This is a genomic window from Bradyrhizobium sp. CCBAU 21365, from assembly GCF_015291305.1.
Lineage (GTDB): Bacteria > Pseudomonadota > Alphaproteobacteria > Rhizobiales > Xanthobacteraceae > Bradyrhizobium > Bradyrhizobium elkanii.
The window spans coordinates 2,773,827-2,794,673 of sequence record NZ_CP030036.1 but is presented as its reverse complement, the minus strand read 5'-3'; the positions used below and the strand labels follow the sequence as shown (position 1 = coordinate 2,794,673).

At 65.2% G+C, this 20,847-nt stretch carries 19 protein-coding genes; 9 read left to right on the top strand and 10 right to left on the bottom strand.

Going from position 1 to position 20,847, the window contains the following annotated elements; genetic code table 11:
- Positions 1-220: 220 nt before the first annotated feature.
- Both glgC and glgA read left to right on the top strand, forming a co-directional pair.
- Positions 221-1,483, top strand: a complete 1,263-nt coding sequence (gene glgC / locus XI02_RS12810) for a glucose-1-phosphate adenylyltransferase (protein WP_172648432.1) — start codon at positions 221-223, stop codon at positions 1,481-1,483.
- The gene (glgA, locus tag XI02_RS12805) at positions 1,480-2,934 is read left to right on the top strand and encodes a glycogen synthase GlgA (protein WP_172648433.1); all 1,455 of its coding nucleotides are present in this window, start codon (positions 1,480-1,482) and stop codon (positions 2,932-2,934) included. Before glgC ends, glgA begins: the two co-directional genes overlap by 4 nt.
- 10 nt (positions 2,935-2,944) lie before the next feature.
- On the opposite strand, the gene XI02_RS12800 is transcribed toward glgA, so the two are convergent.
- The 4 genes from XI02_RS12800 to XI02_RS12785 all read right to left on the bottom strand — a co-directional run bounded on the left by XI02_RS12800 (position 2,945) and on the right by XI02_RS12785 (position 6,360).
- A complete protein-coding gene (locus XI02_RS12800; protein WP_016846273.1) occupies positions 2,945-3,259 on the bottom strand; it encodes a hypothetical protein in 315 nt (104 codons plus the stop codon).
- Positions 3,260-3,390: 131 nt separating this feature from the next.
- Positions 3,391-4,521 carry a serine hydrolase gene (locus XI02_RS12795; protein WP_244980739.1) on the bottom strand — a complete coding sequence of 377 codons (1,131 nt, stop codon included), beginning with the start codon at positions 4,519-4,521 and terminating at the stop codon, positions 3,391-3,393.
- 482 nt (positions 4,522-5,003) lie between these two features.
- Positions 5,004-5,531, bottom strand: a complete 528-nt coding sequence (locus tag XI02_RS12790) for a YkgB family protein (RefSeq protein ID WP_172648434.1) — start codon at positions 5,529-5,531, stop codon at positions 5,004-5,006.
- Between the two features lie 193 nt (positions 5,532-5,724).
- The gene (locus XI02_RS12785) at positions 5,725-6,360 is read right to left on the bottom strand and encodes a TetR/AcrR family transcriptional regulator (RefSeq protein ID WP_069279378.1); all 636 of its coding nucleotides are present in this window, start codon (positions 6,358-6,360) and stop codon (positions 5,725-5,727) included.
- A gap of 249 nt (positions 6,361-6,609) precedes the next feature.
- On the opposite strand from XI02_RS12785, the gene XI02_RS12780 reads away from it, so the two are divergent.
- From XI02_RS12780 to XI02_RS12750, 7 genes are read left to right on the top strand one after another with little or no spacing between them, the layout of a single operon-like run.
- Positions 6,610-7,920, top strand: a complete 1,311-nt coding sequence (locus tag XI02_RS12780; RefSeq protein WP_244980740.1) for an NAD(P)/FAD-dependent oxidoreductase — start codon at positions 6,610-6,612, stop codon at positions 7,918-7,920.
- A gap of 5 nt (positions 7,921-7,925) precedes the next feature.
- Positions 7,926-8,780: an ABC transporter ATP-binding protein gene (locus XI02_RS12775; protein ID WP_172648436.1), complete on the top strand. Its 855-nt coding sequence runs from the start codon at positions 7,926-7,928 to the stop codon at positions 8,778-8,780.
- Positions 8,777-9,571: an ABC transporter ATP-binding protein gene (locus XI02_RS12770; RefSeq protein WP_172648437.1), complete on the top strand. Its 795-nt coding sequence runs from the start codon at positions 8,777-8,779 to the stop codon at positions 9,569-9,571. Before XI02_RS12775 ends, XI02_RS12770 begins: the two co-directional genes overlap by 4 nt.
- Positions 9,571-11,505 (top strand): long-chain fatty acid--CoA ligase, encoded by a 1,935-nt coding sequence (locus XI02_RS12765; protein ID WP_081334842.1) that lies wholly within the window; start codon positions 9,571-9,573, stop codon positions 11,503-11,505. The genes XI02_RS12770 and XI02_RS12765 overlap by 1 nt, the downstream gene beginning before the upstream one ends.
- A complete protein-coding gene (locus tag XI02_RS12760) occupies positions 11,506-12,378 on the top strand; it encodes a branched-chain amino acid ABC transporter permease (RefSeq protein WP_172648438.1) in 873 nt (290 codons plus the stop codon).
- On the top strand, positions 12,378-13,424 hold the full coding sequence (locus XI02_RS12755; RefSeq protein WP_172648439.1) for a branched-chain amino acid ABC transporter permease: 1,047 nt from the start codon (positions 12,378-12,380) through the stop codon (positions 13,422-13,424). Before XI02_RS12760 ends, XI02_RS12755 begins: the two co-directional genes overlap by 1 nt.
- A gap of 31 nt (positions 13,425-13,455) precedes the next feature.
- Positions 13,456-14,616, top strand: a complete 1,161-nt coding sequence (locus tag XI02_RS12750) for an ABC transporter substrate-binding protein (protein WP_172648440.1) — start codon at positions 13,456-13,458, stop codon at positions 14,614-14,616.
- A 408-nt stretch (positions 14,617-15,024) separates the two neighbouring features.
- Here the strand turns inward: XI02_RS12750 and XI02_RS12745 are convergent, their stop codons facing one another.
- Genes XI02_RS12745 through XI02_RS12720 form a run of 6 tightly spaced genes read right to left on the bottom strand, consistent with a single transcriptional unit; the run spans position 15,025 to position 20,467 of the window.
- Positions 15,025-16,218, bottom strand: coding sequence for an acyl-CoA dehydrogenase family protein (locus XI02_RS12745; protein ID WP_172648441.1), 1,194 nt, complete (start codon positions 16,216-16,218; stop codon positions 15,025-15,027).
- Positions 16,215-17,150 (bottom strand): alpha/beta hydrolase, encoded by a 936-nt coding sequence (locus XI02_RS12740; RefSeq protein WP_172648442.1) that lies wholly within the window; start codon positions 17,148-17,150, stop codon positions 16,215-16,217. The genes XI02_RS12745 and XI02_RS12740 overlap by 4 nt, the downstream gene beginning before the upstream one ends.
- A gap of 1 nt (position 17,151) precedes the next feature.
- Positions 17,152-17,901 carry an SDR family NAD(P)-dependent oxidoreductase gene (locus tag XI02_RS12735; protein WP_172648443.1) on the bottom strand — a complete coding sequence of 250 codons (750 nt, stop codon included), beginning with the start codon at positions 17,899-17,901 and terminating at the stop codon, positions 17,152-17,154.
- A 1-nt stretch (position 17,902) separates the two neighbouring features.
- Entirely contained in the window at positions 17,903-18,697 is a 795-nt protein-coding gene (locus XI02_RS12730; protein WP_172648444.1) for an enoyl-CoA hydratase/isomerase family protein, read from the bottom strand.
- Between the two features lie 13 nt (positions 18,698-18,710).
- Entirely contained in the window at positions 18,711-19,208 is a 498-nt protein-coding gene (locus XI02_RS12725) for an aromatic-ring-hydroxylating dioxygenase subunit beta (protein ID WP_172648445.1), read from the bottom strand.
- Complete coding sequence (locus XI02_RS12720; RefSeq protein ID WP_172648446.1) at positions 19,208-20,467, bottom strand: Rieske 2Fe-2S domain-containing protein; 1,260 nt, start codon at positions 20,465-20,467, stop codon at positions 19,208-19,210. Before XI02_RS12720 ends, XI02_RS12725 begins: the two co-directional genes overlap by 1 nt.
- Positions 20,468-20,847: the final 380 nt, after the last annotated feature.

Genomic DNA, 20,847 nt, shown 5'->3' with positions numbered 1-20,847 from the left:
TGCGCAGCCTGCTCTAGGCCGAAATCGCGCGCCGTCAATAGCCTTAACCCGCCCGCAACCCCGATCTTCACGGGAAGGGGTTGCGGGAACGAAAGTCTGTCATCCCGCTTTGCCCAACCGGGGCGCGCTTGCTACGTTCCATCGGCTCCGTTGGCGCCCGATCAGGCCTTCCGGACAAGAGAAGGCAGCGGGGCCAGCCTGAAGTTCTGGGAGGATGACCATGAGATCAGTCGGAAATGAACCATTGTCGCGTCACGCCCTCGCTTTCGTGCTGGCCGGCGGACGCGGCAGCAGACTTCAGGAGCTCACCGACAGGCGCGCCAAGCCGGCGGTGTATTTCGGCGGCAAGTCCCGCATCATCGATTTCGCGCTCTCCAATGCGGTGAACTCCGGCATCCGTCGCATCGCGGTGGCGACCCAGTACAAGGCGCACAGCCTGATCCGGCATCTGCAGGGCGGCTGGAACTTCTTCCGCCCTGAGCGGAACGAGAGTTTCGATATCCTGCCCGCAAGCCAGCGCGTCTCCGAGACGATGTGGTATGTCGGCACGGCGGATGCGGTGTATCAGAACATCGACATCATCGAGGCGCACGGCACCAAGTACATTCTGGTGCTGGCCGGCGACCATGTCTACAAGATGGACTACGAGATCATGCTGAAGCAGCATGTCGAAAGCGGCGCCGACGTCACGGTCGGCTGCCTCGAGATGCCGCGCGCGGAATCCTCTGGCTTCGGCATCATGCATATCGACGAGACCGGCCTGATCCAGTCGTTCCTGGAGAAGCCGGCCGATCCGCCGCCGATGCCCGGCAAGCCCGACAAGTCGCTGGCCAGCATGGGTATCTATGTCTTCAATTCGGAATTCCTGTTCGACGAATTGCGCCGCGATGCCGCCGACCCGAACTCGGCGCACGATTTCGGCAAGGACATCATCCCCTATATCGTCAAGCACGGCCGCGCGATCGCGCATCAGTTCAACGATTCCTGCGTCCGCTCCGGCGACGATCCGCGCGCCTACTGGCGCGATGCCGGCACCGTCGACGCCTATTGGGGCGCCAACATCGATCTCACCGACGTGGTGCCCGAGCTCGACCTCTACGATCGCTCGTGGCCGATCTGGACCTATGCCGAGATCACACCGCCAGCCAAGTTCGTCCACGATGAGGAAGGCCGCCGCGGCCAGGCGGTCACCTCGCTGGTCTCGGGCGCCTGCATCATCTCGGGCGCGTCGCTGCGACGCTCGCTGCTGTTCACCGGCGTCCACGTCAATTCCTACGCCAATGTCGAGAGTGCGGTGATCATGCCCTATGTGAATGTCGGCCGCGGCGCGCGGCTCAGAAACGTCGTGATCGATCGCGGCGTGCGGATTCCGGAAGGGCTCGTCGTCGGCGAGGATCCCGCATTCGACGGCAAGCGCTTCCGCACCACCGAGAACGGGATTACGCTGATCACGCAGGCGATGATCGACAGGCTCGAGACATGACGCAACTGCGCGTCCTCGCGGTCGCTTCGGAAGTCTACCCGATCGTCAAGACCGGCGGCCTCGCCGACGTGGTCGGCGCGCTGCCGGCGGCGCTGCAGCAGCATGGCGTCACGACGCGAACGCTGGTGCCCGGCTATCCCGACGTGCTCAAGGCGCTGGCTTCGGCGGAGACGCTGCTGCACTGGCCGGAATTCTACGGCGGGCCGATCCGCGTGCTCGGCGGCGCGCGTGACGGCCTCGATCTGTTCGCGCTCGACGCGCCGCATCTCTATGCGCGCCCCGGCAATCCCTATGTCGGTCCCGACGGACGCGACTGGCCGGACAACGGCATCCGCTTTGCCGCGCTGTCGCGGATGGCAGCGGAGATCGGCCAGGGCGCGATCACTTCCTTCGTCCCCGACATCGTACATGCGCATGACTGGCAGGCGGGCCTCGCACCGGCCCTCCTGCATTACGCCGGGCAACCGCGGCCGGGCACGGTGATGACCGTGCACAACCTCGCCTATCAAGGACAGTTCTCGCCGGACATGCTTGCCGCGTTCGGCCTGCCGGGCGAATCCTACGCGCTGCAAGGCGTCGAATATTACGGCACCATCAGCCTGTTGAAGGCCGGCCTGCAATTCGCCGACCGCATCACCACGGTGTCGCCGACCTATGCGCGGGAGATTCAAAGCGACGAGGGCGGCATGGGGCTCGGCGGCCTGTTGCGCGAACGCGCCGACGTGCTGAGCGGCATCCTCAACGGCATCGACATATCAGTGTGGAATCCGGCCACCGATCCCGACATCGCGGCGCGCTTCAGCGCCGCGCAGCCGGCGGAGCGCGCGGTGAACAAGGCGGCGCTGCAGCGGCGCTTCGGGCTTGATCCCGCGCCGGATGCGATGCTGCTCGGCGTCATCAGCCGGCTGTCATGGCAGAAGGGCCTCGACCTGCTGCTGGAGAACATCCCGACGCTGCTCGGCGAAGGCATTCAGCTCGCGCTGCTCGGCAGCGGCGACCGCGACCTGCAGGATCGCTACGCCGCGCTGGCGCACGAAAATCCCGGACGGATCGCGGTCGTGATCGGCTACGACGAGGCGCTGGCGCATCTGATCCAGGCCGGCGCCGACGCGCTCGCGGTGCCGTCGCGCTTCGAGCCGTGCGGCCTCACCCAGCTGTGCGCGCTGCGCTACGGCGCGGTTCCTGTTGTCGCCAATGTCGGCGGCCTTGCCGACACCGTGCTCGACTTCGACGAAGTCGCGATCACCGGCGATGCGCCGACCGGCGTCAAGTTCGCACCCGTGACTTCCGATGCGCTCGCCCACGGCTTGCGCAAGGCGAACCTGCTGTTCAACGACAAGGTGACCTGGCGCCGGCTGCAACAGGCCGGCATGGCCACCGATGTCTCCTGGCACAATCGCGCCGGCCGCTACGCCGCGCTCTATCGCGAGCTCGCGACGACGCGGCGCTAAGCCGCCGCGATCAATTCAGCAGATCGCAGGACGCGACGCGGTTGATGTCCGCCAGGCGCCGGTCGGGATTTCCCTTGAGATCAAGGCTTGCGACGAGATCGAGCAGCCGGCCATAGGCGCGGTCGGCGACTGCGACGGGCAGCGGCTCCTCGTCGAAAGTTTCGACGTAATTGCCGACGAGACCGCTCAGCAACCGGCAAACGCCGCGCTGCTCCGGGTCGTCCCTGCTGAGGATCTCGAGTTTTTGCTGGAAGGTCCTGAAGGTTCGCAACCCGTGGGGCTGTTGCGAAAGCCAATTGTGCAAATCAGGATACAGATCGGTCATATCAGCCTCTTCAAAATGGAGAAGAAGCTACCGGCTTATACAGCCGATCATGGTTCCGCGCCATCGCGATTTTTGCATGCATCCCCTGCCCTGCTGCGCAGGCCATGTCATTGGACCGGCATGTCCGCCGACTAAAGTCGCGCGAGCGCCGGCAAAATTCTGTAGCGCGCGATCTCGTGCGGATAGTCGCCGCGATTGGCGAGCAGCACGATGCCGAGCCTGCGCGCCGGCACCAGCCCGACATAGGCTGAGGCGTTATTGAGACCGCCCGGCTTGTCGATCACGGTGACGCCGTCCAGCCGCACATGCTCCCACGCCATCGCCTGGCCGAACTTTTCGTCGACGCGAAAGCTCTCATGTTCGGTCATCTGCAAGGCCGCGCGCAATTCGGGATCGATCACCGCGCCGTCGAGGCAGGCGCCCAGCAATATGCCGAGATCGCGCGCCGATGAGAACATCTGGCCGGTGCCCGGAAAATCATAATAGCGCTGCTGATTGCCGGGCTGACCGATCGCCGTGCCGTCGTGGGAGTAGCCCTGAACCACACGCCGCATCATCTCGGGCGCCATCGTCGCACGGTCGTCCTCGCTGCGGTCCGGAACGAAGGTCGACGTCATGCCGAGCGGCTTGAGGATTCGGCTCCCGATCAACGTCGCGATTGGCATGTCATAGCGCCGCTCCAGCACCAGTTGCAGCAGCACATAGCCGGCATGGCTGTAGATGCGCTGCTTGCCCGGCTGTTCGCCCGCCGGTGGAGTCCATACATTGAGCATCGCGATGAACTGATCGCGGCTGAAGGTGCCGACCGGCCATGGCGGATGGTCGGTCGGCAGCAGCAGGCCTGACGTATGATTGACGAGCTCGCCGATGGTGATGCGGCTGACGTAGTCGCCATGCAACTCGGGCAGATATTTCGTGACGGGATCGTCCAGCCGCAATTCACCACGCTCCGTGCCGAGCGCGACCAGCGTCGCCTCGAACAGCTTACGCAACGAGGCGAGGTTGAACAGCGTGTCCCGGGTGACCGGTCGCTTCGCCGCTGCGTCAGCGAAACCGTAGTTGAAGAAGGCGACCCGGCCGCCGGCATAGACCGCCGCGGCGAGGCCGCCCGGGTCGGCCGCAGTCGCGGTCGGCGCGAGTTCCGTCGTGACGATATCCCCGATCTGCGCATCCATGTCGGAATCCGCACGCGCGATGCCAAGCGCGCCAACAGCGACGACGAGCAGGACGGCCGCGATCCGGACGGTGAGCCATTGTTTCATGGAGAATGAAATCGGTGTTGCGATGTGACCCGCGGGCGGGTCTGTTCACCATCGCGAGATGGCAACATCACGATCCTAGCGGTGGAACCAATGCGTTCGAATTCACGATTACGCGTCTTGCGCCGTTACCATCCCGGCCGGGAAGGGGCGGCCCGATCGCTGTTCCGGTGGTCACTTCCGGAAGCCGCGATCGCGACCGCCCTCCCACTCCAGCCACGGTGCGGGAACTGCAATCGAACAAACAAATGCGGGACGTTTGAAAATGACGGGAGTGGGCTTCGACGAAACGGCGAGATCGGCGCTTGCCGATCGGGCCAAGGATATTTCTGACTTCGTCACATTCCGCTCCCAACCGGGGACGTTTCTTTCTAGCAACAATTCGTCAATCGAAGGTTGCATAGGCCGATTGGATTCGATTTTCAAGACACGGTCGTCCGCGACGTTTTGTCCTGTTCCAGATGCCGGATACGCGCGATGGCTGCTTAAGCATCGGTTAACCATCGATGCGCGGCGCGAGACCTATGTGGCGCGCGCGAGCGGACGATCGACCGCGGCAACGACGCCAATAGCAGCACGAGACAGACGCAGAGCAGCACGATGTCCTTGAACAGGAACTCGCCGGCCAGGTTCCAGGCCATCGGATCGGTCGACAGGCTCCATTTGACCACCCCGGGAGTCGTGAAGAAGAACGACCACGTCACCGCGAAAGTGATGACACCCATCAGCGAGCCGATCGCTGAGAGAAGCGGGCTGAACGCGCCGGCGGCGAGCAGCACCGCGATGCCGAACTCGGTGACCCCGAGCACATAGGCCTCGCCCCGGAGGCCGAACATCGACAGCCACGAGACGAAAGGACTGTTGCTGATGAACTGCGCGATGCCTTGCGCCGATTGCAGCGTGAATTTCTGCATGCCGAACGACACGAAGATCACGACCATGACCCAGCGCAGGATCGCGAGCGGACGATAAGGCCCCTCGCCCTGTTCGGCGATGTTGAACGACAGATTCATGCTGATGTTTCTTCCCTCGCTGCGATGCCACCATCGGCCGTCGTTACGGCGTTCGTGGCAGGACTACGCAGCGCGCGCCGCGCGCGTTACGCGCGGGACAACGTCTCGCCTTCACGATGATGTGCGGATGAGATGAGGAATAATCGCTGCGAGAGATGTCTTCGGCGAAGCCGCAGAGCGCGCCGCGCCGGCCTCAGGCGCGCTGGCGCAGCGGCCGCGCGGCGTCCTTTGCCGGCACCGGCATGGTGAAGCCGTACAGGAACAGGTCCACCACCATGTCGGCGAACTCCCCTGGATCGATCCCGCCCTTTGGGTCGTACCAGGTGTGGCTGAAGTTCAGGATGCCGAACAGCATCATGCTGTAGATCTTCTTGGTCCGCTTGACGATCTTGCCTTCCTTGTCGAGTTTGACCAGAAGGTCCGAGACCGTGTCGACGAGCTGGCGCTCCAGCGCCTTGATCGCATCCTGCTCGGTCTCGCCGAGGAACGAGAGGTCGTTGAGGATCACGCGCTGCTCGTCGCTCGAACGCGCATTCAGCGCAACGATGGCCTGGATCGCGGCGCGGAACTGCTCCAGCGTCGTCGCCTTTTCGGCCATCGCCGCCTCGACGTCGGCGATCATCTCGCGGATATGGGCGTCGAGGATCGCGAACAGGATCGCTTCCTTGGAATCGAAATAATGGTACAGCGCGCCGCGCGACAGCTTGCAGGCATCCGCAAGGTCGGCGATCGAGGCACGCATATAGCCCTGCCGCGCGAACAGGCCGCAGGCCGTGGTGAGAATGCCCTGCTGAATCTCGTCGTAATTCTCTGAGCGCGTCCGCGCCATTGCCGTCTCTCTCGTGCACCGTCGGCGCCGCCGGAATCGGGCGACTGCCGTCTCTCTATACTACCGCCGCCCCACGCTCTCCTCCCCTTTGCGGGCACCATCCACCAGAACTCTTCGATCGCCCACGATGACACGACCTGCGTCAAAAAATAATTTGAACGACCGGTCGGATTATATTAGACTGCCATCCATCAAGCAAGCGGATTGCGCACGCCGGGACCAACCCGGCGGCATCGCGGGAGGTTGCGCGTGGATTCTCAGAGGATCGATGCTGTCGTGATCGGAGCCGGTGCCGGCGGGCTGTGCGCCGCGGCGCGCCTTGCCCATGGCGGGCTGCACACGCTCGTCGTCGACGACAAGGACCGGCTCGGCGGGCGCGCCTCGACCGAGGAGATCGACGGCTTCAAGGTCAATATCGGGGCGATCGCGATCGAGTTCGGTGGCGTGTTCGAGGAAACCTTCCACACCGTCGGCGCTCCGCTCGACATCCGCGCGCCGGAGCCCGCGAGCTCGTTCTTCATCGACGGCAAGGTGATCGATGTCGGCCGCGGCGGCTGGTCGCTGCTGCTCGGCCAACTGACCAAGCAAGCCTCGCGCATCCTGGAGAAATTCGCCGACGCCCGCTCCGGCAATCTGCCTGACGGGCGGCAATCGACCGAAGACTGGCTGAAGGGCTACACTAGCAATGCCACGGTGCACGCGCTGTTCCGCAATCTCTGCGCGGCGATCTTCGCCTGCAACGCCGCCGAGCTGCCAGCCCGCGCCTTCCTCACTTATTTCACCAGCAAGGGCGCCTTCAAGAAGTTCGGCTTCTGCCCGCAGGGCACGATCGGCGTCTGGAACAGTCTCGGCAACGCTGTCAGGCGCAATGGCGACATCTGGCTCGGAACGCCGGCGACGACGATCCACACTGCCAACGGCAAGGTTGAAGGCGTCACCGTGCTCAGGAACGGCGAGCGGGTGCGGATCGACACCGATCTTGTCATCAGCAATGCCGGACCAAAGGCCACGGTCGCGCTTGCCGGCAGCGAGGCGTTCCCGGCGGACTACATCGCCAAGGTGAAGAACGACCTTCGCCCGGCCGCCAACATCGTCATCAATGTCGCGAGCCGCGAGCCGCTGATCAATCATCCCGGCATCGTCACCTTCGGCAAGACGCGCCGGCTCTGCAACATGGCTAACCTCAGCGCCACCTGTCCGGAGCTCGCTCCATCAGGTTGGCATCTCTATGTCGCCTACGCGGTTCCGGTGCCGGCGCTCGGCGATTTCGACTCCGATGCGGAGGTCGCGCTCGCGCTCGAGGATCTTCGCGAGCAGTTCGCGAATTTCGACCAGGCCAGGATCCTGTCGATCCGGGTGATGCGCGACGACTGGCCGGCGCAACGCAGCTGCGCCGGCTACGATCTGCCGCGCGAGACCGGCATCGAGGGCCTGTGGTGCGTCGGCGACGCGGTGAAGCAATATGGCAATGGCGGCACCCAGGCCTGCGCCGAGACCGCGAAGCTCGTCACCGATGCGATCCTCGCCGCGCGTCCGCGCTTATCGGCCAGCCGGATCTGAGCACGATGCCGACGACCATCCCGCATCCGACACCGCAACGAGCGCCAGTCGCCGTGCCACAGCGGCAGGGCCTGCTCGAATTCCGCAACATCCGGATCGTCTACGACAATGCGATCGAGGCGATCCGCGACGTCTCGATCGCGGTGCCCGAGGGTCGCATCGTCGCCCTGCTCGGCTCCAACGGCGCCGGCAAATCGACGCTGCTGAAGGCGATGTCCGGCATCCTCTATACCGAGGAAGGCGTGATCGAGAACGGCAGCATCCGCTTCCGCAATGACGAGGTGCATCGCCTTGCGCCGGACGAACTGGTCCGCCGCGGCATCGTGCAGGTGCCGGAGGGCCGCCGCGTGTTCGCGGCACTCACCATCGACGAGAACCTGCAAATGGGCGGCTACACGAGGACCAGCGCCGAGGCGCGCGAGCGCCGCGACAAGGTGTTTGCGCTGTTTCCGCGGCTATATGAGCGGCGCGACCAGATCGCCGGCTACATGTCCGGCGGCGAGCAGCAGATGCTCGCGATCGGCCGCGCGTTGATGACCGATCCCGTGCTGCTGGCGCTCGACGAACCATCGCTCGGCCTCGCGCCGCTGATCATCGACCGCATCTATGACGTGATCGTCCGGCTGCGCGACGAACTGAAGATGACGGTGCTGCTGGTCGAGCAGAACGCGCAGCGCGCACTCGATATCGCCGACTACGGCTACATCCTGGAGACCGGCCGCGTCGTGCTCGACGGCACAGCAGCGAGGCTCACCGCCAACGAGGACGTCCAGGAATTCTATCTCGGCGTCTCCTCCACGGGTCGCAAGAGCCTGCGCGACGTCAAGCACTACAAGCGCCGCAAGCGGTGGCTGTCGTGACCGCGCTGCTCACGGTCGAAAATCTGTCAAAGCGCTTCGGCGGCCTGCAGGCGGTCGCCGATGTCAGCCTGCGCGTCGCGCCCGGCGAGATCTGCAGCGTGATCGGTCCGAACGGCGCCGGCAAGACCACGCTGTTCAACATGATCTCGGGCGTGCTTCGGCCAAGCGGCGGCCGCATCAGCTTCGACGGCATTGACCTCTCGACGATCTCGCCGTGGAAATTCGCCGCGGTCGGCATCGGCCGCACCTTCCAGAATCTCGCGCTGTTCAAGCACGGCACCGTGGTCGAGAACATCCTGACCGGCCGCCACACCCATCTGCGCTCGACCGTGCTCGATGCGGTGTGGTTTTACGGGCGTACCCGCAAGGAGGAGATCGCGGCACGGCAGCGTGTCGAACACATCATCGAATTCCTCGAGATCGAGCATATCAGGGACGCCGTGGTCGGCACGCTGTCCTACGGCCAGCAAAAGCGCGTCGAGCTCGCCCGCGCGCTCGCCTGCGAGCCGAAGCTATTGCTGCTCGACGAGATGGTCTCCGGCATGAACCAGGAGGAGACCGAGGACATCGCGCGCTTCGTGCTCGACATCCGCGACGAGCTCGGCATCACCGTCGTGATGATCGAGCACGAGATGCGCATCGTGATGGACATCTCCGACCGCGTCCATGTGCTGAACTTCGGCCGCAAGATCGCCGAAGGCACGCCCGGCGAGATCAGGCGCGATCCGGCGGTCGCGGAGGCCTATCTCGGCAGCCAGCGCACTGACGCGATGGCGAAGGCGGGCGCTTGATGTCGACGCTGGACAGCCTGCGCACCGCTCATCCGCCGCTGCAAGCGAGCGCGCCGCGCAACCCGCCGGCGACCGGCGCCGACGCGTTGCAGGCTGCGCTTGCGGATGCCGCCATCACCATCCCGCAATTGCTGCGGCAGCGCGCCACCATGCACGGCGAGGCGATGGCGCTGCGCGAGAAGGACTACGGCATCTGGAATCCCTATTCCTGGCGGCACTATTACGACACCGCGCGCGCGGTGGCGCTCGGCCTGCTCTCGCTCGGCATCAAGCCGGGCGACCGGATCGCCATCGCCGGCGAGAACACGCCGGAATGGTTTTACGCCGATCTTGGTGCGCAGATGATCGGCGCGGTCGCGGTCGGCATCTATCCGACCAATCCCTGGGTCGAGCTGCAATACATCGTCAAGCATTCGGGCGCCCGCATCGTCGTCACCGGCGACCAGGAGCAGACCGACAAGGTGCTCGACGCGATGGCGGGCAATGGCGGCCTGCCGGACCTCGAGGCCATCGTCTGCATCGACATGAAGGGCCTGCGGCATTACCGGCAATCGGAGCTGATGTCGTTCGCCGCATTGTGCGAGCGCGGCAGGGCCTACGCGCAGCAGAACCCGGAGGCCGACGCCACGCTCGACCGCCTGATCAGCCAGGGCGCGCCCGACGACGTCTGCATCCTCGTCTACACCTCGGGCACGACAGGTCCGCCCAAGGGCGCGATGCTGACCCATCGCAATCTCGTCTACGCCGCCTATGCCTACGCCAGGACCGTCGGCATTGCCGACAAGCCGTTCGAGGCGGTGAGCTATCTGCCGCTGTGCCACGTCGCGGAGCGCTGCTACGGCACCGTGACGCATCTCGTACTCGGCGGCACCGTCTCGTTCGCCGAATCGATCGACACGGTCGCAATCAACATCCGCGAGATCGCACCGACCTTCTTCGTCGGCGTGCCCCGCATCTACGAGAAGCTGCAGCAGGGCTTTCTGTTCCGCCTCGGCGAGAGCGGTCGCCTGCGCCAGAGCTTCACCAGGGCCTGTCTCGCCTGGGGCCGCACGCTGTCCGACCGTCGACAGACCGGCAACGACAATTGGCTCGATCGCGCCGCCTACGGGCTGCTCTATCTCCTGATGTTCCGCAATTTGCAGCGCCATCTCGGCTTCGCCTACAGCCGGCACCGGCTCTGCGCCGGCGCCTCGATCTCGCCGGAGACGCTGCGCTTCTTCGACATCATCGGCCGCCCGGTGTCGCAAGGCTATGGGCTCACCGAGAGCGGCGGCGTCGCCTTCATCCAGACTGAAAGCCATCATCGGATCGGCGGCTGCGGCGTACCGCTGCCGCAGACCGAATGGAAGTGTGACACCGACGGCGAGATCCTGCTGCGCAACCCGGGCGTCTTCAAGGGCTACTTCCTCGACGAGAAGGCCTCGACCGCCTCGCTGGAACACGGCGGCTGGCTGCGCACCGGCGACATCATCGAGATATTGGACAATGGCGAGATCGCCGTGGTCGACCGCAAGAAGGCGATCATCATCACCGCCGGCGGCAAGAACATCGCGCCGTCCGAGATCGAGAACGCGCTGAAGGATTCCGAGTTCATCAAGGAAGCGATCGTGGTCGGCGAGGCCAAGAAGTATCTCGGCGCCATCATCCAGGTCGATTACGACAATGTCGGCCGTTGGGCACGCGACCGGGCGCTCGCTTACACCAACTACAAATCGCTGTCGCAGCTTCCCGAAGTGAATGAGCTGGTCGAGCGCGTCGTCAACGAGACCAACAAGCGGTTCGCGCGGGTCGAGAACATCAGGCGGTTCGCCATCCTGGAAAAGGAGCTCGACCATGACGACGGCGAGCTGACCGCCACGCAGAAGGTACGTCGCGCCATGATCGAGAAGAAGTTCGCCCGCGAGCTCGCGATCATCTACCGGGCGGAGGGCTGAATGCAGTATCTGATCCAGCTGCTGATCTCGGGGCTCGCGATCGGCGCGATCTACGGCCTGATCGCGATGGGCTTCGCTGTGATCTACAAGTCGACCGGGTTGGTCAATTTCGCCCAGGGCGAGATGACCATGATCACCGCCTATATCGCCTGGACGATCTCGACCACGGTCAGCGGCAATGTGTTCGTCGTCGCGGTGGGCGCGATTCTCGCCGCTGTTCTGCTCGGGCTCATCATCGAGCGGCTCGTGATGCGGCCGATGCTGGGCGAGCCGGTATTCGCGACCGTGATGGTCACGATCGGGCTCGCCGTGATCCTGCGCTCCGCCATCAACTTCATCTGGGACGCCTATCCGCACGGCCTCGATATCGGCATGGGCCGCGGCATCGTGCATCTCGGCGGCATCGGCGTGCGCGCCGGGCAGATTGCGGTGATCGTGACACTGCTTCTGCTGCTCGCCGCGATCTGGGCGTTCTTCCGCTACAGCAAGGTCGGCGTTGCGATGCGCGCGGTCGCGGCCGATGATCGCACCGCGCTGTTGATGGGCATCAGCGCAACAAGAGTTCATGCGCTGGCCTGGGCCGCGTCTTCGGTGATCGCCGGCATCGGCGGGGTGTTCTTCGCGCTGTCCTATGATCTATCGCCGGCGATGTTCCAGCTCGGGCTGAAGGCGTTTCCGGCCACCATACTGGGCGGCCTCGACGCCGTGCTCGGCTCCGGCGTCGGCGGCCTCCTGATCGGTATCACCGAAAACCTGGCCGGCGGCTATATCGGCTCCGGCATGAAGGAGGTCGCGGGCTTTGCCATGATCATCATCGTGCTGATGATCCGCCCGTTCGGCATCTTCGGCGAACGCGACATCGAGAGGGTGTGATGCGGACCGGCGATTACAAGCAGAGCTATGGCGAACTGGTCACGCTGATCGATTCCCCGCCGGTGTGGCTATGGTCGGCGGTGCTGCTGCTGGCGCTGATCGCGGCACCTCACCTGTTGAATTCCTACGCGCTGTCGTTCCTGATGATCATCCTGATCACGGTGACCGGCGCGCTCGGACTCAACATCTTGACCGGCTACACCGGCCTGATCTCGCTCGGCCATGTCGGCTTCCTCGTCACCGGCGCCTATGCCTATGCGGTGCTGGTGTCGAAATATCACATGCCGCCGCTGATCGGTTTCCTCGGCGCCGGCGTAGTGCCGGCGCTGGCGAGCCTGGTCGTCGGCGCACCGTCGCTGCGGCTCAAGGGACTTTACCTCGCCATCACCACGCTCGCCTTCTCCTTCATCATCAACACCGTGATCCTGGAGATGCGCTGGCTCACCAATGGCGCGCGCGGCATCCAGGTGCAAAGGCCGGAGATCTTCGGCATCAGCTTCGACGGCGATGCCGCCTTCACCTATCTCTGCCTCGGCATCGCGGGGCTGACGCTGTTCGCCACCCTCAACATCCGCCGCAGCCGGATCGGCCGCGCCTTTGTCGCGATCAGGGACAACGACACCGCGGCCCGCGTCATGGGCATCAACCTGCATGCCTACAAGCTGTTCGCCTTCATCACCTCGGCGTTCATCACCGGCATCGCCGGCGCGCTCTACGGCATCTATCTGTCCTTCGTCAGCGTCGAGGGCTTTCCGTTCCTGCTCTCGATCGAGGCGCTGGCGATCCTGATCGTCGGCGGGCTCGGCTCGGCGCTCGGCGCGGTGCTCGGCACCATCCTGATCGTGCTGCTGCCGGAGGCGACACGGATCGTCTTCAGCCTGTTCAGCGCACAGATGGACGCGACCTTCACGACCGGCGCGCAGGAGCTCAAGAGCATGCTCTACGGCCTCGTCATCATCCTGTTCCTGCGCTTCCAGCCGAGGGGGCTGGTCGGCGCCTGGCACGACATCAGGCGGACCTGGGTGCACTGGCCGCTGCGCTACTAACAAAAAAACGCAACACCATGAGGAGGAGACAATGATCAAACACCTGGCAGCGGCCTCGCTGCTGCTTTCCGCGGCCTGTCTTGCGATCGGCCCCGCTGCTGCCGCCGATCCCGGGATCACCGACAGCGAGATCCTGATCGGCGACGTGGAGCCGCTGACCGGCCCGCCGGCGCTGCTCGGCGTCGCGGCCTCGATCGGCCACAAGATCGCGATCGCCGAAGCCAACGCCGCCGGCGGCATCAACGGCCGCAAGATAAAATATGTGCTGGAGGACGACGGCTACGTCACCGCGCGCACCATCCAGGGCGTCAAGAAGGTGATCGACGTCGACAAGGTCTTCGCGATGCTCGGCATCTCCGGCTCGGGCCAGTCGATCGCGGTGATGCCGGTGCTGGAGAAATCCGGTATCCCGACAGTGATCGACGTCGCGCCGGTCAAATTCCTGTGGGAGCCGCCGCGCAAGAACGTGTTCGTGGTCGGCCAATCCTACGAGGAAGGCATCATCCACCTCGTCAACTTCCTGGCCGACAGGAACCCCGGCAAGAAATGGGGCCTGATCACCCAGGACGACGATTACGGCATCACCGTGCGCGACGGCTTCGATTCCGTGGTCAAGGCCAAGAAGCTGAACGTCGTCTACAGCGGCAACTACAAGAAGGGCCAGCAGGACTTCTCGTCCGACATGCTGCAGCTGAAGGATTCCGGCGCCGAGGTGTTCCTGGCCGGCGGCATCATCGCCGAGAACATCGCGATGACAAAGGAGCTCGAGAAATTGAACATCAAGCCGGTGACCGGCATCTTCTGGCCCGGCCGTATCGAGCCGGTGCTGAAGCTGATGGGTCCGGCCGGCGACCGCATCTACGCGGTCGACTATGTCGAGCCGTTCGCGGGCACCGCCGGCAAGGCGTTCCTCGAGAAGGCCAAGCCGCTGGTGTCGGAGGCCGAGTTCAAGGGCATCAACCGCTACACCATGACCGGCTATGCCGCCGCGAAGGTCTTGATCGCGGCAATCGAGCGCTGCGGCAAGCAGCCGACCTGGGCCTGCACCATCTCGGAGCTGGAGAAGACCAAGAATGTCGAGACCGGCGTGATGGCGCCGATCAGCTTCGGTCCCGGCGTGCGCTTCTCCAACCAGAAGCTGCAGATCATGCAGGCCGATGCCGCGACGCTCAGCTTCAAGCCGGTGGAGTGACTGCTTCCGCAAACCCACTTCACCTCTCCCGCTTGCGATCACCACAGGTGCGCGCGGCCAAAATATCGAAAACAACCCCATGCAAAGGAGGTTTCGGCGTCCGGCAGGGCAACTTGACACGTCGGGCAAATCAACGGTACTATTCTATTATTCCGAAGTAGCCGGTCTGCGGCTCCTCGGGTGAGGGGTTACGGTCCATCGAGAGAGCAAGAGCCCTCACCCGGATTGCACTGGACGATGCGTCGCATCGCCAGGCGCAATCCGACCTCTCCCCGTCGGGGTAGACCCTCATGGTGAGGAGCGCCGCTTGCGGCGCGACTCGAACCACGAGGCCAAGCTCCTGCGCGGCCGGCGAAGACGCATATGCGATCGCCCTGCCGCAAACGGAGCGAGGGAAGAGCCGCCCCCTCACATCCGCTTGGCGACCTCTTCCAGCATCACCTCGGTGGCACCGCCGCCGATCGTCAGCACGCGGGCGTCGCGCACCATGCGCTCGATCGGCGTGCCGCGCATGAAGCCTGAGCCGCCATGCAGTTGCAGGCAGCCGTGCACGACCTCATGCAGCACTTCGGGCGACAGCGCCTTCACCATCGAGACCTCACACAAGCAATCCTGCCCGGCCGCCGCGAGCTCGGCGGCCTGATAGGCCAGCGCCCGCGCCGCCGCCGCCTTCGCGGCAAGCTGGGCGAGCTTCAGCCGCACGCCCTGCTGCTTCCAGAGCGGGCCGCCGAACGCCTGTCGCGTCTTCACGTAATTCGCCGTCAGCTCGATCGCCTTGGCGGATTCGCCCGCGCAGATGCCGCCGATGCAGATGCGCTCGTTCTGGAAGGTCTCCATGATGCCGTAGAAGCCCTTGTTCTCCTCGCCGAGCAGGTTCTCCGCCGGCACGCGCACGTCCTGGAACGCGAGTTCGGCGGTGTCCGAGCAGAGCCAGCCATGCTTGTCGAGCTTGGTCGCCGTGATGCCCGGCGTGTTGCGCTCGACGATGAACAGCGAAATGCCGCGGCTGCCCTTGGCATGCGGGTCGGTGCGCGCGGCGACGATCAGGAGGTCGCCATAGACCGCGTTGGTGATGAACATCTTTGCGCCGTTGATCACCCAGACATCGCCGTCGCGCCGCGCCCGTGTCTTGAGGCCTGCGACGTCGGAGCCCGCGTCGGGCTCGGTCACCGCGATCGAGCAGACCGTCTCGCCGCGGATGATCGCCGGCAAGTATTTCTGCTTCTGTTCCGGCGTGCCGCGCAAGGAGATGTGCACCGCCGACATGTCGGTATGCACGAGGATCGACGAGGTGAAGCCGCCGAAGCTGGAGCGCCCCAGCTCTTCGGCGAACACCATCGAGGCCAGCGGCCCCATGTCGGTGCCGCCATACTCGGCCGCATGGCGCATGCCGAGGAAGCCGAGCGCGCCCATGCGGCGATAGATCTCGCGCGGGATCTTGCCGTCGCGCTCCCAAGCCTCGGCATGCGGCACCACTTCCTTCTCGACGAAGCGGCGCACCTGCTCGCGCAGCATGCGCAGCTCCTCGGGCAGATTGGGCTGCTCCGAAAAGTGGAATTCGGTCTCAGTGAGCTGGCGCGGATCCGACGTCATGACGTTCATTGTGGCGCCCTCTGATGGCCGATGTGAAGATGGTTGCGCAAAAAAGCTGCCAGCGATGCGACCGCCTCTCGCGCCTGCGGAATCTCCGGGAACATCTGGAAGACGTGGATCATGCCGTCCCAGACCTGCAGCTCGACGTCGACACCGGCAGCCTTCGCCCGTGCGGCCAGTTCCGTCGCATCGTCGCGCACGGTCTCGCGGTCGCCGACCTGCACCAGCAGCGGCGGCAGCGCGGAGAGATCGGCATATAGCGGCGAGGCCAGCGGATTGCTGACATCGCCGTCCTTGCCAAGGTAGTTCTTCGCGAGCGCCAGGATCATCGCGCGCTGGTGGATCGGATCGACCTCGGCCCTGCTCTGATAGCTCGCGCCGCTCGCGGTGAGGTCGGTCCAGGGTGACATCAGCGCGCCGGCAGCGGGCAGCGGCAGGCCGCGATCGCGCGCCGCCAGCATCGTGCACAGCACGAGATTGCCGCCGGCCGAATCCCCGGCGAAGGCGATATCCGCCGGATGCAGCCCCTGATCGCGCAGATATTGATAGGCAATCAGCGCATCCTCGAGCGCCGCCGGAAACCGGTGCTCCGGCGCCAGGCGATAGTTGATCGAAAGCACTTGGCAGCCGGATGCATCCGCGATCCGCGCGGCCAGGTCGCGATGCGAGGCGATCGAGCCGATGCGGAAGCCGCCGCCGTGAAAATAGAGGACCGCTTTGTCGCGCGGAGCATCCGACGGCACGAGCCATTCGCCGTCGACCCCGCCGGCGGAAACCGGCCCGCGCCTCACCGGCACCGAGCAGCCGGCAAAAGCCAAGTCCCAATCGCTGCGCATCTGCGCCACCGATGTATCGCGGGTCCAGCCACGATAGATCGCGCGCAAACGCTCGATCGCGCGATCGACCGGCGTGATTGCGATATCGTCGCCTGTGCTGGCCATCTCAGCCGCCGATGCCCATGCCGCCGGAAACGCCGAGCGTCTCGCCGGTGATATAGGCGGCCTGGTCGGAAGCCAGGAACAGCGCGGCAGCCGCGACCTCCTCCGGCTCGCCGAGGCGGCCGAGCAGCGTTGCGCCGGTCATCGCCTGCAGGATCCTGTCGCCGCCCTTTGCCACGGCCTGCTCCAGCATCGGCGTGCGGATCGGTCCCGGCGCGATCGCGTTCGCGGTAATGCCATAGCGTGCATTTTCCCGCGCGATGCTCCGGGTGAACGAGATCACGCCGCCCTTGGCCGCGGAGTAGACCGCACCGCCTTTTGAGCCGAGCCGCGCCGCTTCCGAGGTGACGTTGATGATGCGGCCAAAGCGCGCCGCCTGCATCGCCGGCAGCGCGGCGTGGGTGCAGGCCAGCACCGAGGTGAGATTGACCGCGATCAGCCGCGCCCAATCCTCCGCCGTGGTATCGGTGAAGAAAGCGTGCTGATCGACGCCGGCATTGTTGACGACAATGTCGAATGGGCCGTCCTGCGCCATCACAGCCTGCACGGCCATGGCGTCGCTGACGTCTAGTCCTGCAACGTCAGCGCCGGTGTCGCGCGCCAGCTCCGAGGCCGCGGCGACGTCGAGATCGCCGATCACGACCCTGGCGCCCGCGCCGGCAAAGCTGCGCGCGATCGCAGCACCGATGCCCCGCGCGCCGCCGGAGACGAAGGCACGGCGGCCATCGAGACGTCCGAATGGCAAGCTCGCCACCTCAGCGCCCCGTGAATACAGGCTGGCGCCGCTCGATCACCGCGGCGAGCCCTTCGCGTGCATCGGCCATCCCCGAGAGTTCCGCGACGGTGCGCGCCTCTTCCGACAGGCACTGCTCGATGCTGGTGCCGGTGCCTGCCCAGACCAGCCGCTTGGTCGCCGCCAGCGCCTTCGGCGCGCCGGCCGCAAGCTCGCGGGCCAGCGCGAGCGATGCCTCGGCGAGCTCGGCATCGGGCACGACCCTGGTGACGATGCCCATCTGCAACGCTTCCGCCGCCGGGATCACCGGATTGGTCAGGAGGATCGACATCGCGCGCCGCAGGCCGACCAGCCGCGACAGCGTAACGGAGACGCCGGCATCCGGCGCCATCGCCACCCGCGTCGCGCCGGCGAGGAATTTTGCCGATTCCGCCGCGATTACGATGTCGGAAGCGCAGACCAGACCGAAGCCGCCGCCGCCCGCCGCAAAGCCCTGCACCGATGATATGACCGGGGCCTCCAGCCGCAGCAATCCGGTCACCGCATTCTGCAGATAGGCGGTGGCCTGGCGGATATAGTCCGGCAGCTTCTCGCCCTTGGAGGCGAAGGCGCGGACGTCGCCACCGGCGCAGAAATTGGTACCCTCGCCGCTCAGCAGCACGACGCGCAGATCGGAATGACCATGACAGACCATGATGGCGTCGCACAGCGCGCGGAGCAGCTCGACACTCATGCCGTTGGCCGCATCGGGGCGGTTGAGCCGCAGCCGCGCGATGCCGTCGGTGACGTCGAGCAGAACGGGGCCCTTGTCGATCATGGCGAGACCTCTCCTAGACCAGGAATGACAGCGTGTAGATCGCCTTGTCGTTGTTGACGAGGATGACCTTCTTGGTGGCCATCCGCAATTCGCCATCGACATGGCGCAGCCGGTATTCATTGCGCGCCGCCCACAGCGTGTCGTCGCGCAGGCTCGACTCGAAAATGAGGCTGTTGCTGGCGACCGCGATGTCGCCGTCGTCAGGCTGCTCGTCCATCAATTCGATGTTGGAGATCAGCCGGCGCAGGTTCGACTGCGGCGTCTGGGTGAAGTGCTTGCCGGTCATCAGCTGCCGGACCCGCAGCGCGATCCGCGAGCGGTTGTCGTAGATGATCGACATCTGCCGTTCCGGGTCGATGTCGGCGCCGTTGGCCGGCACCCAATAGACGCCATCGTCGGTCCAGAGCTTTTCCCAGGCCTCGTATTGATGCTCGTCCTGCAACCGCGCCTCGCGATAGAGGAAGGCGGTGATGGCGCTCATCGACGCGGCGCTGCTCTCGCGCGACAGCATCAGTTTGGCTCCATCAGCTTGCGATAATGCGTCCAGATGCCGCGCGACGGCACCTCGTCGGTGACGTGACCGACCGTGAAGCCGAGTTCGTCCCGCCGCTCGCGCTTCTCGCCGCGGCCGAGGAAGATCCATTCCGGGTTGCGCGCCAGCACGCCGCGATGGCAGCGCTCGTACATTTCGGAATCATCCGCCAGCAGGAAGCCGGCCGGGCCGACCGAGCCCATGGTCTGCTGGCGCAGCCTTCGGTTCAGATCGGGCGCGCCCTTGAACTGCAACGCGGTGACGTGCTGCACGCTGTCGTCGACGCCGAGCGGCTGGATCACGAACATCTGGATCTCGGCGATGAACAGGTTCGGGAAGATCATCACATGCGGCGTGCCGTCGATCATGATCTCCCGCGCTGCGGTGTCGCCATGGGCGGCCTTCATGCGCGCCGTGTAGTCCGGCAGCCGGTCCTCGCTGGTGCCGAACCAGCTCATCGGCGCATCGCGCTTGCGGAACTCGGGCCGCAGATCGATCTCGGTATGGCCGTTGCCGTAGTCGCGCGTCAGCGCGGTCGAGGCGCCGCCATAGAGCTTGCCGATCATGCTGTCGGCGACGCCGAAGATCGAGGTGTGCACGAAGGCCGGATGATAGCCGTCGCACTCGTTCTCCAGGATGAACTTCCAGTTCGCCTTGACGCGATGCTTGAGAAAGCCCGCCGTGATCTCCACCTCGCCCTCCGGCGAGGTGCGCACCAGGCGATCGATGGTCTCCGCGGCGCCGCCGAGATGCTCCTTCAGCGTCGGGCCGTCGGCTGCGAACGAGCCGAACACGAAGCCGCGATAGGAGGCGACGCGCGTCACCCGACCGAGCGCGAGCTGCGACTTGTCCTGCCCTTCATATCCGTCCGGGAAGGCATAGCCGACCAGGCGGCCGTCATTGGCGAAGGTCCAGGAATGGAACGGACAGGTGAACGAGCGGGCATTGCCGCGCTCATAGGAGCAGACCTGGTTGCCGCGATGCGAGCAGCGGTTGAGCAGCAGATTGACCTTGCCCTGCTCGTCGCGCGTCATGATCACGGATTGCGGGCCGATCGACTTGACGACGTAGTCGTTGGCGTTCGGCACCTCGCTCTCGTGCCCGACATAGACCCAGGTCCGGTACCAGATGTTCTTGAGCTCGGCCTCGAAGATCTCGGGATCGGTATAGAGCGATCCGTGCACCCGGTCGGGCCGGATCAACCGCTCCCATGGCGAGGCGCCGGTCATCATGTTCATCGTTCCGTCTCCCTCACCGATCGCCTGCCGCCGACGTTTTCGTCGACGGTCAATAATAATCCGAACGGTCGTTCGACGAATAGCACACCCGGGACAGGCCAGCAAGCGGCTTTACGATCACCGCCCCCGGCCCGGCGCGGACAGATGCAATTCCCGGTGGTCGGCGGCGCCACGGGTCAGCCTTGCGCGACGGCTTCGTTGCGCCCGCGATCTGCGATCCGACGCTGCATCGATTTCCGCGTCGTCGCGAACGCTACCTTGAGCGGAGCGCAGATCATGCGCCGCAGGGGCCGTTCGATCTCAGCGCGGCATCGCGATTGTGACCGCCGCGAGGGTTCGCGCCGCGGCTTCCCCCTCAAGGAAGGGCAACCCGTCATCAA